This window comes from Rhizobium sp. BT04 (assembly GCF_030053135.1).
GTDB lineage: Bacteria > Pseudomonadota > Alphaproteobacteria > Rhizobiales > Rhizobiaceae > Rhizobium > Rhizobium binxianense.
Map to the genome: position 1 here is coordinate 3,161,032 of NZ_CP125652.1, position 15,765 is coordinate 3,176,796.

Consider the following 15,765-nt stretch of genomic DNA (forward strand, 5'->3'; position numbering starts at 1 on the left):
GCCATGTATAGTTTCAGGCTCGCCCGCCGATCCGATCTTGCCGCCATCGTCCGGCTTCTCGCCGATGACGAGCTCGGCGGCGCCAGGGAGATCGTTTCGGACCCCGTCGATGCGCGGTATCTCTCGGCCTTTGCCGCGATCGAGGCGGACGCCAATCAGCTGCTGGCCGTCGCAACGGACGCTTCCGATCGGGTCGTCGGCTGTCTGCAGCTGAGCTTTCTTCCCGGCCTGTCGAGAACGGGCATGTGGCGTGGCCAGATCGAAAGCGTACGTGTCGCTGGGGATGTTCGCGGCGCCGGCCTCGGCTCCGCGTTCGTCGAATGGGCGATCGCCCGATGCGTCGAACGCGGCTGCGGCCTCGTGCAGCTGACATCGGACAAGACGCGGACGGACTCGATCCGCTTCTACGAGAAGCTCGGTTTTGCGGCCAGCCATGAAGGGCTGAAGCGCACGCTCTGAAGCGGCTATTTCAGCTTGCCCTTCATCGTCGCCTCGGGAAAACATGTCGGCTTCATGCCGTTCTTTGCCTGCCACTGGCCGATCGACCGGCGGGTCTTGTAGCCCGGCAGACCGTCGGAACCGCCGACATCGTAACCCTGCCGTTCCAGCGCCTTCTGCATGGCGGCAACGTCCGAGCGCAGCATCTTGCCGACATCGCCCCATCGGCCCTTAAAGGCGCCGCCATTATCGGCGATCCGGTCGGCAAGATTGCCGATATAGAGGGCGTAGAGATCGGAATTATTATATTCCTTGATGATGTAGAAATTCGGCGTGACGACGAATTCCGGGCCGTCGCGGCCGGCCGGCACCAGCATCATGCCCTCGGCCTTCATCTCGCCGGAGGGAAAGCCCTTGCCGGAGATGCGGCCGATGCCGAGCGAGCCCCAGTGCGACAACGGTTTTGCCAGATCGGGTCCCTCCTGTGCGCAGGAGACCGCCTCCGGTATCGACACTTCGAAACCCCAGTCGCGGTCGCGCTGCCAGCCTTTCTTGACCAGGAAATTGGCGATCGAGGCGAGCGTGTCGGGCACCGAGGTCCAGATGTTGCGATGGCCGTCGCCGTCGAAATCGACGGCATATTTCAGATAACTGGTCGGCATGAATTGCGGCTGGCCGAGCGCGCCGGCCGACGACCCTTTGAAATCGGCAGGTGTGACGTCGCCGCCATCGAGGATATGCAGTGCAGCCACCAGCTCGGTGCGGAACATCTCCTTGCGCGTCGACATGAAAGCCTTGGTCGCCAGCACTTCGACTGCCGAATTCGGGATCTTCGCCGCGCCGAAGCCCGTTTCCCGGCCCCAGATGGCAAGCACGATCGAGCCCGGCACACCATAGGTCTTTTCGATCCGCTTCAGCGTTGAGCCGTATTGCGCGGCAAAGCCGCGCCCTGTTGCGGCAAGCTTCTTCAGCCGGTCCTCGTTGAAATAGGGACCGGGCGAGGAAAATTCGGCCTGCGTCTGCTTCTGCTCCTTCGGCGGCGGGAAACCGGGCGGGGCAAGATCGGGCAGGTTCCAGTTCAGCGTGATGCCGGAAAAGGCAGCCTGGAAGGTCTTCTCCGAAATGCCGTTGGCCTTCGCTTCCGGCCAGAGGTCGCTCTTCACCCATGTCTCGAACTGTGCTTCGACATCGGCTTTCGAAGGGGCTGCATGTGAGGGGAGGGGGAGGAAAGCGGCCGTTATAGCCAGTGCGAACAGCCGCAGCCGCCGTGGAGCATTTTTCGGCATATGCAAACCCCTCATATCACCGTCCGCGCCCGAAGGGCCGCCGCAAGCGTGCCCTCGTCGAGATAGTCGAGCTCGCCGCCGACAGGTACGCCATGCGCCAGCCGGGTGATCTTCACCTCAAGCCCCTGCAGCTGGTCGGTGATATAATGCGCCGTCGTCTGCCCCTCGACCGTCGCGTTGACCGCGATGATCAATTCCCGGATGCCGCCTTCGCCGATCCGGTCGATCAGTCCGCGGATATTGAGATCGTCAGGCCCGATCCCGTCGAGCGGCGACAGCGTGCCGCCGAGCACGTGATAGGCGGCGTTCATCGCGCCTGCGCGCTCCAGCGCCCAGAGATCCGAGACGTCCTCGACGACGATGATGACGGATTGATCGCGTTGCATGTCGGTGCAGACAATACAGGGATCGACCGTATCGACATTGCCGCAGCGCGAGCAGATCTTCACCTTGTCATAGGCTTCGCCCATCGCATTCGATAGGGGCCCCAGCAGTTGGTCCTTCTTCTTGATCAGATGCAGCGCCGCCCGGCGCGCCGAGCGCGGCCCGAGGCCCGGCACCTTCGCCAGAAGCTGGATGAGTTTTTCGATTTCGGGGCCGGTGACTCGTTTTGCCATGCGCCGTTCTTAACTGATATGGAACGAAAACGGAATCGCGGAAGGATCGGCCATCCCATGAAAATCCTGGCGCTCTGCACCGGCAATCCGGAAAGGCTACCCGGCAAGAGCTACAAGACCGGCATCTTCAAACATGCGGTCAACGGCGCGGTGATGATCGATGCCGAAGGACTGGTCGGCGATGCGATCTGCAACCGAAAACACCATGGTGGCGTCGACCAGGCGGTCTATGTCGAGGGATCGCTGACGCTCGACTGGTGGAGCAAGGAGCTCGGTCAGCCATATGAACCCGGCACTTTCGGCGAGAACATGGTGATATCGGATCTCGACAATCGCGACGTCTCTGTCGGCGACCGCTTCGTCACCGGCGATCTCATCCTCGAAGTCACGTCATCCCGCATGCCCTGCGCCACCTTCGCTGCCAGGATGGCTGATCCGAAATTCGTCAAGCGCTACACCGACGCCGCCCGCCCAGGCCTCTATTGCCGCGTTACCCGGGGCGGCGTCGCCGAGGCCGGAATGCCGGTGGAGCATCAGCCCTTTTCCGGAGAGAAAGTGATGATGCCCGAGCTGATGGAAACCTTCGGCCGGCGGCTTTCCGAGATGGATCGGGCGCGATATCTCGCTGCTCCAATTCACCACAAGCTACGGGCGATTCTGGAAGTCAGCCCCTGACGCCGGGATATGCGCGGCGTATCATCTGGTACGCTGTTTAGCGGGTCGATCAGAACGGCAGCTTGAAGCCGGGCGGGATCGGCAGGCCGGCGGTCAGCGCCTTGGTCTTTTCGGCGGCGAGCGCCTCGGCCTTGTCCTTGGCGTCCTTGTGGGCAGCGACGATCAGGTCCTCGAGGATCTCGACATCGTCTTCCTTGAACAGCGACGGGTCGATCTTCAGGCTTTTCAGCTCGCCCTTGCCCGAGATGACGACGGTGACGAGGCCGCCGCCCGCCTTGCCTTCGGCGGTGAGCTCGGCGATCTCCGCCTGCATCTGCTCCATCTTGGCCTGCATTTCCTTGACTTTGCCCATCATGCCCATGATGTCGCGCATCGTCTCGCTCCTTGTTGAAACTTTTTAAAATTCTATGTCGTCGCCGGGCAGGATGTCACCTTCTTCGGATTCGGCGGCATCAGGTGGTTTGACCTCGCCTTCCTCTTCCGGTTCGGGCGCCCGCACACGCACGTCGATGATTTTCGCGCCGGGAAAATGCGCCAGGATCGCTGCGACGTCGGGGTCCTGACGCGCGTCGATGACATGCTGTTCCCGGGTCCTGGCTTCCGCTTCGACAAGCGTCGGCTGACCCTCGTCGCGGCTGAGGCTGACGATCCAGTGGATGCCGGTCCATTCCTTCAGCTTGACGGCAAGCTCATTGAGCAGCGTCGTCGGCGCGCCCTCGGTGAGGCTGACGTCAAGCCGGCCGGGCTCGATCCGCACGGGGCGCACGAAATTGCGCACCATCGCCTTCAGCTTCGCATCGCGCTTTTCGGTGGCGAGGTTGACGATATCGCTGACCGAATTGACCCGAACGAGCGGCTTCGGTGCTTCCGCCGGTTTCGCCTCTATCCGCCCGACAGGCATCGTCTCCGGCTGGCTGCTCGGCACGGCGCGCAGCATCGCCACCGGCGCCGAAGGCTGCGGCTTGCTCGGCGCGATCTCGGGTGCCCGTGCCGCGACACTGCTTTGATAGGGGACTCGCGTGCCGCCGCCGCCATTGCCGGAAGGCGGGGAGGGCCGCTGGCTTCCATTGTCGCCGGAAAATTCGGCAAGCCGACGCGCCGCATCCTCGGGCGCCGGCAGATGCGCCGCATGCGCAAGCCGGATCAGCACCATTTCGGCAGCACCCGCTGTGCGCGAGGAGCCCTCCGTTTCCGGAATGCCTTTCAGCAGCATCTGCCAGATGCGCGACAGCGTCGTCACCGCAACGCCCTTGGCGAATTCCGCCGCCTTGGTGCGCTCGACTTCGCTGAGCGAGGGATCGTTTGCCGCATCCGGCACATATTTCAGCCGGGTCACCAGATGGGTGAAATCGGCAAGATCGGTCAGCACCACCACCGGATTGGCGCCGGCCTCGTACTGGTTCTGGAATTCGCCGAGGGCGGCGGCGACATCGCCTTTGACGACATGCTGGAAGAGATCGACGATCCGGGCGCGGTCGGCAAGGCCGAGCATCCCTCGCACGGCTTCGGCCTGCACGGCGCCCGCGCCATGGGCGATTGCCTGGTCGAGCAGCGACAGGCCGTCGCGGGCCGAGCCTTCGGCGGCGCGCGCGATCATCGCCAGTGCGTCCGGCTCCGCCTCGATGCCTTCCTTGGCGGCGATCGTCGAAAACAGCCCGACGAGATCCGACGCGCTGATCCGGCGCAGGTCGAAGCGCTGGCAGCGCGACAGCACGGTGATCGGCACCTTGCGGATCTCGGTGGTGGCGAAGATGAACTTCACATGCTCCGGCGGCTCTTCCAGCGTCTTCAAGAGGCCGTTGAAGGCCTGTGTCGACAGCATGTGCACTTCGTCGATGATATAGACCTTGTAGCGCGCCGAAACCGGCCGGTAGCGCACCTGCTCGATGATCTCTCTTATATCGTCGATGCCGGTATGGGAGGCGGCATCCATCTCGATCACGTCGACATGCCGGCCTTCCATGATCGCCTGGCAGTGCTCGCCGGGTATGCGCAGGTCGATCGTCGGCTTGTCGATGTCAGCCGTCTTGTAGTTCAGCGCCCGCGCCAGGATGCGTGCCGTCGTCGTCTTGCCGACACCGCGCACGCCGGTCAGCATATAGGCCTGCGCGATGCGGCCGGTCTCGAAGGCGTTGGTCAGGGTGCGGACCATCGGCTCCTGGCCGACCATCAGGTCCGTGAAATCCTTGGGGCGGTATTTGCGAGCCAGCACTCGGTATCCGGTGCCCGTCGAGGCGGCATCTTTTGATTGTCGCTCGGTGTCGCTCATCGCCCTGCTTGTCGCCCGGGATCGTCGGGCACTTCGTGGAGAGAAGGTGGGAGGCTGGCACGATGACCCGTGCCGGGCTCGTTAGGGCTGCTTCCTTCCGGACCTGACCCGGTTGGCGAGTGGCTCGTCCACCACCAACCTCCCGGATGCACATATCGGCAATATCGTCATCAAAAGCAAGCCAACATGCAAAAAAACTGCTAGTCGTAGGAAAACATGAGGAGAATGCCCTTTGAAAGGTTTCGCGCTCGACCCCCGGCTGGAAAACGACAGCACCAGCATCATGGTCACCGGCCTCTGTGATCTGAGATTGTCGAGGGATGCCCGCTGGCCCTGGCTCATTCTCGTGCCGCGCCGGGCCGATATCACCGAAATCTTCGAGCTGACACCGCTCGACCAGGTGCTGCTCGCCTTCGAGACGGAGCTGGTCTCCAAAGCCCTGAAGGACATCACCGGCGCGACAAAAATCAATGTCGGGGCTCTTGGCAATATCGTCCGTCAGCTTCATGTTCATGTCATTGCCCGCTTCGAAGGCGATGCCAACTGGCCGGGTCCCGTCTGGGGCTTCGGGTGCGCAGAGCCCTACGAAGACGGAAAGAGAGACGAATTCATAGCGAAGCTGCGGGAAGCCCTTTCATCATGAGTCATTCGCTTTTCGATTCGGATGTGCCGCATCCCGAACCCAGCAATCTCACGGCCTTTGCCGCCAATGACCTCAATCGCGATTCCGAGCATCGCGACGAACGCTCCGTCGAAAAGGCGCTGGCCAAGGACGGCACCCATATCTTCGCCTTCGCCGGGGATAAGCTGGTGCTGAAGCATGACGGCCAGGTGCTCGACCCACTTTTCGCCCGTTACGAGCTCAAGGAATTGCAGCCGGATTGGGACGAGACCGTGCTTCTCGGTTACCGCAAATCCGGCGAGCCGCGGCTTGCCGTTCCCGTCGGCATCGGCGTCGATGATCTCACCAGCCAATACAAGCCTTCCGACGGTCGCACCCTGTTTCGCGAAATGCTGATCGACGAGGTGCTGCTCGGCGAATTCGCCCAGGCCGCGAGCCTCATCCGCTGGAATGGCGACAACCGCTTCTGCGGCCGCTGCGGCTCGGCAATGGAGATCCATATCGGCGGCTACAAGCGTGTCTGCGCCGCCTGCGAACACATGATCTTCCCCCGCACCGACCCGGTCGTCATCATGTTGACGATCGATGAGAGCCGCGACCTCTGCCTGCTTGGCCGCAGCCCGCATTTCGCGCCCGGCATGTATTCCTGCCTTGCCGGCTTCGTCGAGCCCGGTGAGACCATCGAGAATGCCGTACGCCGGGAAACGCTGGAGGAATCCGGCATCCGCACCGGCCGCATCCGCTATCACGCCTCGCAGCCCTGGCCGATGCCGCATTCGCTGATGATCGGCTGTTACGCCGAGGCCAAGTCCACCGAAATCAGCCGCGACGAGACGGAACTGGAGGATTGCCGCTGGTTCACCCGCGAGGAAACCATCGAAATGCTGGAACGTCCGAGCGCGACAGGCAAGGCCTCGCCGCCGAAAGGGGCGATCGCCCACCGCCTGATGCGCGACTGGGTGGAGTGGAAGCGGTAGCGCCATGCCGGTCGCGCGCTCGGAACGGCTGCTGACGCTGCTTCAGGCGCTTCGGCGTTATCGGCGGCCGGTGACCGGCAACGTGCTTGCTGAGGAGACCGGCGTCAGCCTGCGCACGCTCTATCGCGATATCGCCAGCTTGCAGGCCCAAGGCGCGATGATCGAAGGCGAAGCCGGCATCGGCTATGTGCTGAAGCCAGGCTTCATGCTGCCGCCGATGATGTTTTCCGAAGAAGAGCTGGAGGCGCTGGTGCTCGGCTCGCGCTGGGTCGCCCGCGCCGCCGAGCCGCGCCTTGCCGGCGCCGGCGCCGATGCGCTGGCCAAGATTGCCGCCGTGCTGCCGGCCGATATGCGCGAGATGATCGATTCGGCAGCCCTTTTCGTCGGCCCCAAACGCCGGGACGAGGACAAGGCTGACGTTTCGGCGATCCGCAAGGCGATCCGCCTCGAACGTATCCTCGAACTGCATTATGGCGACGAGCAGGGCCGCATCTCCCGGCGCCGCGTCTGGCCCTTCGCGCTCGGTTATTTCGAGCATGTGCGCGTCCTCATGGCCTGGTGCGAACTGCGCCAGGATTTTCGCCATTTCCGTACCGACCGCATCATCGACATGGCCCTGCATGAGGTGCGTTATCCCCGCCGCCGCACCGTGCTCCTCAAGGAATGGCGCGAGACGCAGGACGTGCCGGTCGAGAACTAACACTGCTGCCAGAAACTGTCAGCAGTTGGGGTTATTGTCAGTACCAATCCACTACAGCGCCGCGCGTCTTCGGACGCGCAAAGGACGCTGTAGCAGCTGGGTTCCGCGCATCGTGCCGATGCGCTAGGGAAGGAGTACTGATCATGGTAACGCCTCCAACCATTCATCTGACCAACGACCGTTTTACGGCCGAGTCCTTTGCCGATGTCATTTCGGCCGAAACGTTTGCCGATGTCCGCCAGTCGGCGCGCTCCGGCCTGCTGTGTCTGGTCATGAATATTTTCCGGTTTTCCAGTGGAAACCGCACCAGCCTCGACCTTGAGGCGCTGCCGGATTGCCGCAAGCGCGATCTCGGCTTCATCGATGGACGTAAGCCGCGCCACGAGGACCATCCCTCGCTTTAGGTCGCCCATCCCCATCAACATTTACCCGGCGAGAACCGGGCGTTGCGATCGCAACGCCCTTCCGTGCCCTGCTGCCAATAATTGTCAGCAGACGATCTCGCGCCCGTTCCATTTTACAGCAACCGGAGAACCGAAATGACCAGCCCCAATCTCATCATTCTGTACGTCAAGGATCCGGGCGAAAGCGCCAGCTTCTACCGCAACCTCTTGAACCGCGAGCCGGCCGTGGAAGCGCCGAATTTCGTCGCCTTCCCGCTCGATGGCGGCTTCACACTCGGCCTCTGGCGGCGCAGCAAGGTCGAGCCGCAGCCGTCGGCCATCGGCAATCGCGGCGAAGTGGCCTTCATGGTCGCGGGAGAAAATGCTGTTGCCAACCACTATAAGGACTGGCGACAGCGCGGCCTGCCGATCGCCCAGGAACTGACCGAACTGGACTTCGGCCCGACCTTCGTCGTGCTCGATCCCGATGGTCATCGCCTTCGCGTCTGTGAGCCGGATAAATAATGGCTGAATGACAAGGCCTGCTTAAAGCAGGCCTCGCATCGCATGCCCCTTGTAGACACCGAGGATGCGGACTTTCTCGGAGAAGAACCGCAGTTCCTCCAAAGCCCGGCGCACGTTCGGATCGTTCGGATGGCCTTCGATATCGGCGTAGAACTGCGTCGCCACGAATTTTCCGCCGAGCTGATAGCTCTCGAGCTTCGTCATGTTGATGTTGTTGGTGGCGAAGCCGCCGAGCGCCTTGTAGAGCGCGGCCGGAATGTTGCGGACGTTGAAGACGAAGGTGGTGACGACCTTTTCTTCCGCCGAATTCCGCTGCGCCCATTCCTCGTCGCGGGAAAGCACGACGAAACGGGTGACGTTGTTTTCGGTATCCTCGACATTTTCCGCGACGATCTCGAGCCCGTAAAGATCGGCGGCAAGACGCGGCGCCAAGGCGGCCATCGAGCGGTCGCCGGTTTCCTTCACCAGCTTTGCCGCGCCTGCCGTATCGCCTGCGATGACAGGCTTCCAGCCATTGGCGCGAACGATCTTGCGGCACTGGCCGAGCGCGTGGATATGGCTGTGAACCGTGCGGATCTCGTCCTTGGTCACCCCCGGCAGCACCATCAGCTGGAAACGGATCGGCATGAAATATTCGCCAATGATGTGCAGCCGCGAGTCCGGCAGCAGATGATGGATGTCGGCGACGCGCCCGGCGATCGTGTTCTCGATCGGGATCATCGCGATATCGGCATCACCGTTGTCGACCGCCGTGAACGCATCCTCGAAGGTCTGGCAGGGCAGCGGCTCCATGGTCGGAAACATGTCGCGGCTGGCCATGTCGGAATTGGCGCCGAATTCGCCCTGGAAGGCGATCCTGTTGGTCTTGATGTTCATGATGGTTCCGTCAGTTCGACTTTGCGGAGAGGATGCGCCGCGCTTTTTCGAGGTCGGCCGGAGTATCGACACCGAGCGGAACCGTGTCAACGATCTCGGCGTCGATGCGCATGCCGGCCTCCAGCGCCCTGAGCTGCTCCAGCGATTCGCGCCGTTCGAGCGTCGAAGGCCCGAGCGAGACGAAGCGTTCCAGTGCTGTGCGGCGATAGGCATAAAGGCCGATATGGTGATAGAGCGGCCCCGCGCCGTAGGGTACCGTCGCGCGCGTGAAGTAAAGTGCGTGCAGTCGGGTATCGGAGACGGGCGAACCGACAATCTTGACGATGTGCGGCGCGGTTTTATCCGCTTCATTGTCGATGACGGTCGTCAGCGTGCCGATATCGACCGCCTCGTTTTCCAGAGGGCGCAACGCTGCGCGCACGGTTTCCGGTTCGATCGTCGGCAGATCGCCCTGGACGTTGACGATGAATTTCGCTTTCCCGTCCGGGTCGACTTTCGTCAGCGCTTCGAAGATCCGATCGGAACCCGACTGATGATCACTGCTGGTCATGACGACTTCGAAGCCGGCAGCAGAAACGGCATCGAACACTCTGATGTCGTCGACGGCGACGACGACGCGGCCGATGGCTGCTTCCCTGGCGCGCATCGCCACCTGAACGATCATCGGCAGACCGCAAATATCGGCCAGCGGCTTGCCCGGAAGGCGGGTTGAGGCCATACGCGCCGGGATCAGCACGAGCGCACCGTCTAAATTTGAATCACTCATTGTTCGGGCCTTCTATTCCGGGCTGAAAAGTGTCAAAAAGTCTCACGCACAAGACCATTTAGACAGTTGCAACGATCAACCAAAAGACATAGGTTCCGCGCGATTTCAAGATGGTCCGGTTTATGGTCTGCCGGCTGCAAGGGGAGCATTGCAGATGAATTCATACGTCAATACGGCCGTGGGGGCGCTGCTCGGAACGATTTTCGTTCTGATGTCAGTCTCCATCGCGTCCGAGGGGATCTTCCATTCCGAAGCGCCGGAAAAGGAAGGTTTCGCGATCGTTGCCGAAGAGGCGCCCGCCGCCGGTGGTGAGGCTGCGCCTGCCGCCGCTGCCGTTCCGATCGCGCAATTGCTCGCTTCTGCCGATGCCAAGGCCGGTGAAACGGTCTTCAAGAAGTGTCAGGCCTGTCATGACGGCACCAAAGGGGGACCGAACAAGGTCGGTCCCAACCTCTTTGGTGTCGTAGATCGCCCGATCGCTTCGCATGAGGGCTTCGCCTATTCCGCTGCCATGAAGGATTTCTCCAAGGGCAGCAGCGAGAAGTGGACCTTCGAATTCCTCAACAAGTTCTTGTTGGCGCCGAAGAAGGACGTTCCCGGCACGGCCATGGGCTTCGCTGGTTTGGCGAAGGATCAGGACCGCGCCAACGTCATCCTCTACCTGCACACGCTGGCCGATTCGCCGGTGCCGTTGCCGGACCCGAAAACCGCGACGCAGTGATGCGCCAGCACAAACGCATTACAAAAGCCCGGCCGCAAGCCGGGCTTTTTGTTGTGCGGAGAGGTTTTCAGGCACCGAGGAAATAGGCCCAGAGCGAAACTGTGATGGCGCCGAGCGCTGTCGTCACGGTGATCGTCGAGGCGGCGAGGCTGTGACCGACGCCGAAGCGGTTGGCGATCAGCCAGGCGTTGACGCCCGTCGGTACCGAGGAGGTCAGCACGATCGCCGCCGTCCATTCGGGGCTGAGACCGAGGAGATGGCTCGCCGCCCACACGCAGCCGGGCAGCAGCAGCAGCTTGCATGTCGAGGTGACGCTGGCGATGCCGACATTGCCGGAGACGCCGTATTTCTCCAGCGCCATGCCGAGCGAGATCAGCGCCGCCGGCCCGGCAATGCCGGCAATCTGCCCGACGACCGATGCCACCGCCGTCGGCATGGTGAGACCGGAAAGATGCACGGCCATGCCGGCCGCAAGCCCGATCACCAGCGGATTGCGTACGAGATTGATGGCGATCTGGCGCAGCACGAACACCATGCTGCGGTCGCTTTTGCCGGCGATCTTGCGTTCGGCATGCTCCATCAGAACCGTGCCCGCGACCATCATCACAGGCAGATGCACGGCGAGCAGGATCGACAGCGCCACCAGCCCCTCGTCGCCGATGGTGCGCTCGACCAGCGGCAGTCCGATGAAGACATTGTTGGCGAAGGCCGAGGAAACGCCGGCCAGCACGCCGATCCGTTCGTCGCGGTTAAAGAGGCGGGTGGCGGCGAGATGGCCGGCCGTCCAGGTGATGGCGACGCCTGAGAAATAGACGATCCACAGCCGGAAGGGCGAGGCGCCATGAAAATCCGCCTCGGCGATGGTGCGGAAGAGCAGCAGCGGCACGGCGATCTTGAAGACGAATTCGCCGAGCGCATCGCCGACATTCGATGCCATCAAGCCGCTGCGGACGATCACCCAGCCGATGAGAATCAGGAGGAAGATGGGAAGGACGTCGAGAATGATGGCTGACATGAGGGAGGTTGCTCTGCGCGGGGGAGTATCCAACCTCTACTGCATAATTCTCTAAATCGGAATCGATTTAGAGAGAAAATTACGCAGCACTTCAAAGTGCTGCAGCGCTCCCTGCGCTTCTGAGAAGACGCGCGGCGCTGCGGCAGCAAACCGCTTGGGTAAAGAAGCGGAATTATGTAGCAAATGCCACCAACGACCACTTTCGACCCATGCGAACATCAGACGTTTGCAAAACTCGGTCGCTTACATAAGGGTTTTGCGAAAGGAATTCCTCTCATTTTTTGATGCTGAGAGGTCGGTCGTTGATCGTAGGATTTCCGCAGCAATAGAAGGTTGCCCCGAAATAGCTTGCGAATCGCATAAGTACGTGCTTATGTGTTCGTATGATCGAGAATGACTTCTTCCGAGCTTTGGCAGACCCGACCCGCCGTGCGATCTTTGAGAAGCTGGCGGCAGGGAGCATGAATGCTAGTGCCTTGCGCGAGGGCATGGAGATTAGCCAGCCTGCGATGTCGCAACACCTTGCAGTTCTGCGCAGTGCAAAGCTCGTGAGGGAAGAACGACAGGGGCGTTTCGTGAATTACGAAGTCGATCCCGATGGGTTGGCTCTCATCGCCCAGTGGCTCGCAAAATACCGCGCCTATTGGCCGGAGCGTATCGCTGCACTCAAAGTCTTGCTGAAGGACATGGATCAATGAACGAAGGGAAGACCAAGGAGCAGGATAGCGGCGTCGAGTTGGAGTTTGACTTGGGCGATCCGCCGCAAAAGGTCTGGCGTGCTGTTACCATTCCCGAACTTCGGGAAAGGTGGTTGCCGAAGGCAGCATTGGCTGATCCCGATGCGATCACCGTCACCCCCGGCCAGGAAGTTCGCTACAAGCTGCGTGACGATAACCCACCTTTCCTTGAAAGCACCGTGACGTTCACGATCACCCCGAATGCCACTGGCGGCACTTGCCTTCGGATCGTCCACGAACTGACGGACGCAAGATTCGATGGAATGGCAAGAGCGCCGGCAAACAGCAACCGCCCGCTCCTCATGCTCGCCGCCTGACACGGCGAGCCTCCCCTTAAAATTCTGAAAGTCTGGAGGTCGCCGATGCGCGAAGCGATGCAACTCGTCCCTATGGTCATAGAACAGTCCAGCCGGGGGGAGCGATCCTTTGATATTTATTCCCGGCTTCTGCGCGAGCGGATTATCTTCCTCAATGGCGAGGTGAACGATACCGTTTCGGCCCTCGTCTGTGCGCAGCTTTTGTTTTTAGAAGCGGAAAACCCAAAAAAGCCCATCAGCCTCTATATCAATTCGCCGGGCGGCGTCGTGACCAGCGGCCTAGCCATGTACGATACCATGCGCTTCATCCGTGCGCCGGTTCATACACTTTGCATGGGGACGGCCCGTTCAATGGGATCGTTCCTGCTGATGGCAGGCGAACCCGGCGGAAGAGCCGCATTGCCCAATGTCAGTATCCTCATTCACCAGCCCTCCGGCGGCTTTCAAGGGCAGGCTTCCGACATGCTGATTCATGCCGAGGAAATTTTAAAGACCAAGCAACGCATGACGCGGCTCTACGCAGAGCATTGCGGACGTTCCTACGAAGACTTTGAGCGCGGGATGGATCGCGACCGCTTCATGACGGCGGAGGAGGCGCTTGAATGGGGTCTTATCGACCGTATTCTGAAGGTTCGGGAAGACACGAGCAGCCTATAAGCCTTGCCGCAAAAATCCCCATTAAGGCTACAGTTGTTTTTCCAACTTCTGCGATGTCGCAGAATAACGAGTTTTGCAGCAGCCACAATGACCGCTCCTGGCGCAAAGTGCCAACGCCGCATCGTTATCGGTTGGTGGCATTTGCTCCATAATTCCGCAGAAAGGCAATCGCCGGCCGCGCCATCCGAAAACAAAAAAAGCGGGCACAGCCCGCTTTTCCGCTCCGGCCGTGCCGGATATCCGGATCGCGAAGCTGCCAGTTCATCCGTGGTCAGCATCACGCCAGTAAGATCGAAGGAATCATCCTTCATGCGCCCGGCTGCAACTGAAAGCTGCTCATGCCGGTCTTCTTGCGAGTATTTCTAGATTTTGAAAATGACAGGGACATGACGAATAGGCGGCACTTTTGCGAAGAAATAGAAGCGACGTCCCATTTATCCTTCCAAACCGCGGAAATTTCGCTAAGACCGAACCCCGGCTATCACAAATCCGGGACCACCCATTTCATGACAAGATTCGATGTTCTGACAGTCGGCAACGCAATCGTGGATATCATTGCCCGTTGCGACGACCAGTTCCTCATTGACAACCAGATCACCAAGGCGGCGATGAACCTCATCGATGCCGAGCGCGCCGAACTCTTGTATTCGCGCATGGGGCCGGCTCTCGAAGCCTCCGGCGGCAGCGCCGGCAACACGGCGGCGGGCGTGGCCAACCTCGGCGGCAAAGCTGCCTATTTCGGCAATGTCGCTGCAGATCAGCTCGGCGACATCTTCACGCACGACATCCGTGCCCAGGGCGTTCACTACCAGACCCGGCCCAAGGGCACCTTCCCGCCGACGGCGCGCTCGATGATCTTCGTCACCGAGGACGGCGAGCGTTCGATGAATACCTATCTCGGCGCTTGCGTCGAGCTCGGTCCCGAGGACGTCGAGATCGACGTCGTGGCCGACGCCAAGGTCACCTATTTCGAAGGTTATCTCTGGGATCCGCCGCGCGCCAAGGAAGCGATCCTCGATTGTGCCCGCATCGCCCATGAAAACGGCCGCGAAATGTCGATGACGCTGTCCGACAGCTTCTGTGTCGGCCGTTATCGCGGCGAATTCCTCGATCTGATGCGCTCCGGCAAGGTCGATATCGTCTTCGCCAATCGCCAGGAAGCACTGTCGCTCTACGAAACCGATGATTTCGAGGAGGCGCTGAACAGGATCGCCGCCGATTGCAAGATCGCCGCCGTGACGATGAGCGAGAACGGCGCCGTCATTCTGAAGGGCCGCGAGCGTTATTACGTCGATGCGATCAAGATCAGGGAAGTCGTGGATACGACGGGCGCCGGCGATCTCTTCGCCTCCGGCTTCCTCTATGGCTACACGCAGGGACGGTCTCTGGAGGATTGCGGCAAGCTCGGCTGCCTCGCCGCCGGCATCGTCATCCAGCAGATCGGCCCGCGCCCAATGACCTCGCTCTCCGAGGCCGCCAAACAGGCCGGGCTTATTTGAAGGCTTCGCCGGGATAGGCGCCCCAGATTTCCGACTGCGCCACCCAGCCCGAGGCGCCGTCGGTTTCAGCGCGGCACCAGTCGCCGTTGCATTCGCCGATCGTCACCATCACGCCGGGTTCCAGCTTGGCGACGATCGAGGCGGACGGCTGCGCCTCGCGGCGCAGATTGACGAAGACGCCCTTGCCCTTGGTCTTCATCCACGGCGCGGCGATCGCCGCGCGCTGGCCTGACAGCAGCGACTGGTTGACCCAGCCTTCGGTGCCGTCGGCATCGCGGATGCGGCGCCAATTGTCGTATTCCTGGATGATCTCCACCGGCAGGCCGGATTTCAGGTACATCCATGAAACCGCGTAATCCGTTCCCGGGCCGATGCGCAGGTTGACGCGTTTGGATTTCAGCGTGACGAAACGCGGCAAAGGCAGCCCACTCGGTCCCTTGGCCGCCTGCGCATGGGCAAGTTCCAGGGTGGCGAGGGATGTAGTCAGAGCGATCGCGACGGCGAGGCAGGACTTCAGGACTTTGCTGCGCATGGAAAGCTTCCGTTTGCTCGAATTCGCGGGCCAGGCCCAGCCTGCTCGCTGTCCGGGCACTGACATTCCCCGGCTGCACCACGAGTTTTGTTTGTCTTCGCGTGCGGGTCTGGTAGAAAATGCCCTGAATGGAAAAGTTATCCCCTTTCTTGG

The 15,765-nt window shown here is 61.3% G+C and carries 20 protein-coding genes and 1 other RNA gene; 12 read left to right on the forward strand and 9 right to left on the reverse strand.

All coding sequences use genetic code 11. The features are described 5' to 3' along the window. The first annotated feature begins 3 nt into the window (after positions 1–3). On the forward strand, positions 4–459 hold the full coding sequence (locus QMO82_RS23575) for a GNAT family N-acetyltransferase (RefSeq protein ID WP_183609962.1): 456 nt from the start codon (positions 4–6) through the stop codon (positions 457–459). A 5-nt stretch (positions 460–464) separates the two neighbouring features. Here QMO82_RS23575 and QMO82_RS23580 read toward each other — a convergent pair whose 3' ends face one another. Further along, positions 465–1,724 (reverse strand): lytic murein transglycosylase, encoded by a 1,260-nt coding sequence (locus QMO82_RS23580; protein WP_183609963.1) that lies wholly within the window; start codon positions 1,722–1,724, stop codon positions 465–467. 11 nt (positions 1,725–1,735) lie between these two features. After that, on the reverse strand, positions 1,736–2,341 hold the full coding sequence (recR, locus tag QMO82_RS23585; RefSeq protein ID WP_183609964.1) for a recombination mediator RecR: 606 nt from the start codon (positions 2,339–2,341) through the stop codon (positions 1,736–1,738). Between the two features lie 57 nt (positions 2,342–2,398). On the opposite strand from recR, the gene QMO82_RS23590 reads away from it, so the two are divergent. Beyond that, positions 2,399–3,016, forward strand: a complete 618-nt coding sequence (locus QMO82_RS23590) for an MOSC domain-containing protein (RefSeq protein WP_183609965.1) — start codon at positions 2,399–2,401, stop codon at positions 3,014–3,016. A 49-nt stretch (positions 3,017–3,065) separates the two neighbouring features. Here the strand turns inward: QMO82_RS23590 and QMO82_RS23595 are convergent, their stop codons facing one another. The 3 genes from QMO82_RS23595 to ffs all read right to left on the reverse strand — a co-directional run bounded on the left by QMO82_RS23595 (position 3,066) and on the right by ffs (position 5,428). After that, entirely contained in the window at positions 3,066–3,389 is a 324-nt protein-coding gene (locus tag QMO82_RS23595) for a YbaB/EbfC family nucleoid-associated protein (RefSeq protein WP_004676719.1), read from the reverse strand. Between the two features lie 24 nt (positions 3,390–3,413). Further along, on the reverse strand, positions 3,414–5,285 hold the full coding sequence (locus tag QMO82_RS23600) for a DNA polymerase III subunit gamma/tau (protein WP_183609966.1): 1,872 nt from the start codon (positions 5,283–5,285) through the stop codon (positions 3,414–3,416). Positions 5,286–5,331: 46 nt separating this feature from the next. Continuing rightward, positions 5,332–5,428, reverse strand: an RNA gene (ffs, locus tag QMO82_RS23605) — signal recognition particle sRNA small type. 89 nt (positions 5,429–5,517) lie between these two features. Between ffs and QMO82_RS23610 the strand changes: the two genes are divergently transcribed. From QMO82_RS23610 to QMO82_RS23630, 5 genes are all read left to right on the forward strand, one after another. Further along, complete coding sequence (locus tag QMO82_RS23610) at positions 5,518–5,928, forward strand: HIT domain-containing protein (RefSeq protein ID WP_183609967.1); 411 nt, start codon at positions 5,518–5,520, stop codon at positions 5,926–5,928. Next, positions 5,925–6,884: an NAD(+) diphosphatase gene (gene nudC / locus QMO82_RS23615; RefSeq protein ID WP_183609968.1), complete on the forward strand. Its 960-nt coding sequence runs from the start codon at positions 5,925–5,927 to the stop codon at positions 6,882–6,884. Before QMO82_RS23610 ends, nudC begins: the two co-directional genes overlap by 4 nt. 4 nt (positions 6,885–6,888) lie before the next feature. Further along, positions 6,889–7,584 carry a YafY family protein gene (locus QMO82_RS23620; protein ID WP_272784657.1) on the forward strand — a complete coding sequence of 232 codons (696 nt, stop codon included), beginning with the start codon at positions 6,889–6,891 and terminating at the stop codon, positions 7,582–7,584. A gap of 143 nt (positions 7,585–7,727) precedes the next feature. Next, positions 7,728–7,988 (forward strand): hypothetical protein, encoded by a 261-nt coding sequence (locus QMO82_RS23625; RefSeq protein WP_183609969.1) that lies wholly within the window; start codon positions 7,728–7,730, stop codon positions 7,986–7,988. A gap of 135 nt (positions 7,989–8,123) precedes the next feature. Then, positions 8,124–8,492, forward strand: a complete 369-nt coding sequence (locus QMO82_RS23630; RefSeq protein ID WP_183609970.1) for a VOC family protein — start codon at positions 8,124–8,126, stop codon at positions 8,490–8,492. A gap of 21 nt (positions 8,493–8,513) precedes the next feature. Here the strand turns inward: QMO82_RS23630 and QMO82_RS23635 are convergent, their stop codons facing one another. Next, positions 8,514–9,368, reverse strand: a complete 855-nt coding sequence (locus tag QMO82_RS23635; protein ID WP_183609971.1) for a prephenate dehydratase — start codon at positions 9,366–9,368, stop codon at positions 8,514–8,516. A 10-nt stretch (positions 9,369–9,378) separates the two neighbouring features. Further along, positions 9,379–10,134: a 3-deoxy-manno-octulosonate cytidylyltransferase gene (locus QMO82_RS23640; protein WP_183609972.1), complete on the reverse strand. Its 756-nt coding sequence runs from the start codon at positions 10,132–10,134 to the stop codon at positions 9,379–9,381. Positions 10,135–10,288: 154 nt separating this feature from the next. Here QMO82_RS23640 and QMO82_RS23645 point away from each other — a divergent pair, with 154 nt between their 5' ends. After that, positions 10,289–10,855, forward strand: coding sequence for a cytochrome c family protein (locus QMO82_RS23645; protein ID WP_049731254.1), 567 nt, complete (start codon positions 10,289–10,291; stop codon positions 10,853–10,855). 67 nt (positions 10,856–10,922) lie between these two features. On the opposite strand, the gene QMO82_RS23650 is transcribed toward QMO82_RS23645, so the two are convergent. Then, a complete protein-coding gene (locus QMO82_RS23650; RefSeq protein WP_183609973.1) occupies positions 10,923–11,870 on the reverse strand; it encodes an AEC family transporter in 948 nt (315 codons plus the stop codon). Positions 11,871–12,253: 383 nt separating this feature from the next. On the opposite strand from QMO82_RS23650, the gene QMO82_RS23655 reads away from it, so the two are divergent. The 4 genes from QMO82_RS23655 (at position 12,254) to QMO82_RS23670 (ending at position 15,080) form a co-directional block, all read left to right on the forward strand. Further along, entirely contained in the window at positions 12,254–12,568 is a 315-nt protein-coding gene (locus tag QMO82_RS23655) for a helix-turn-helix transcriptional regulator (protein ID WP_007628095.1), read from the forward strand. Further along, positions 12,565–12,924, forward strand: a complete 360-nt coding sequence (locus QMO82_RS23660; RefSeq protein WP_183609974.1) for an SRPBCC domain-containing protein — start codon at positions 12,565–12,567, stop codon at positions 12,922–12,924. Before QMO82_RS23655 ends, QMO82_RS23660 begins: the two co-directional genes overlap by 4 nt. Positions 12,925–12,969: 45 nt before the next feature. Then, a complete protein-coding gene (locus QMO82_RS23665) occupies positions 12,970–13,581 on the forward strand; it encodes an ATP-dependent Clp protease proteolytic subunit (RefSeq protein WP_183609975.1) in 612 nt (203 codons plus the stop codon). Between the two features lie 506 nt (positions 13,582–14,087). Beyond that, the gene (locus QMO82_RS23670) at positions 14,088–15,080 is read left to right on the forward strand and encodes an adenosine kinase (RefSeq protein ID WP_183609976.1); all 993 of its coding nucleotides are present in this window, start codon (positions 14,088–14,090) and stop codon (positions 15,078–15,080) included. Here QMO82_RS23670 and QMO82_RS23675 read toward each other — a convergent pair. Continuing rightward, on the reverse strand, positions 15,073–15,612 hold the full coding sequence (locus tag QMO82_RS23675; RefSeq protein ID WP_183609977.1) for an SH3 domain-containing protein: 540 nt from the start codon (positions 15,610–15,612) through the stop codon (positions 15,073–15,075). The two genes, QMO82_RS23670 and QMO82_RS23675, sit on opposite strands and share 8 nt — an antisense overlap. Positions 15,613–15,765: the final 153 nt, after the last annotated feature.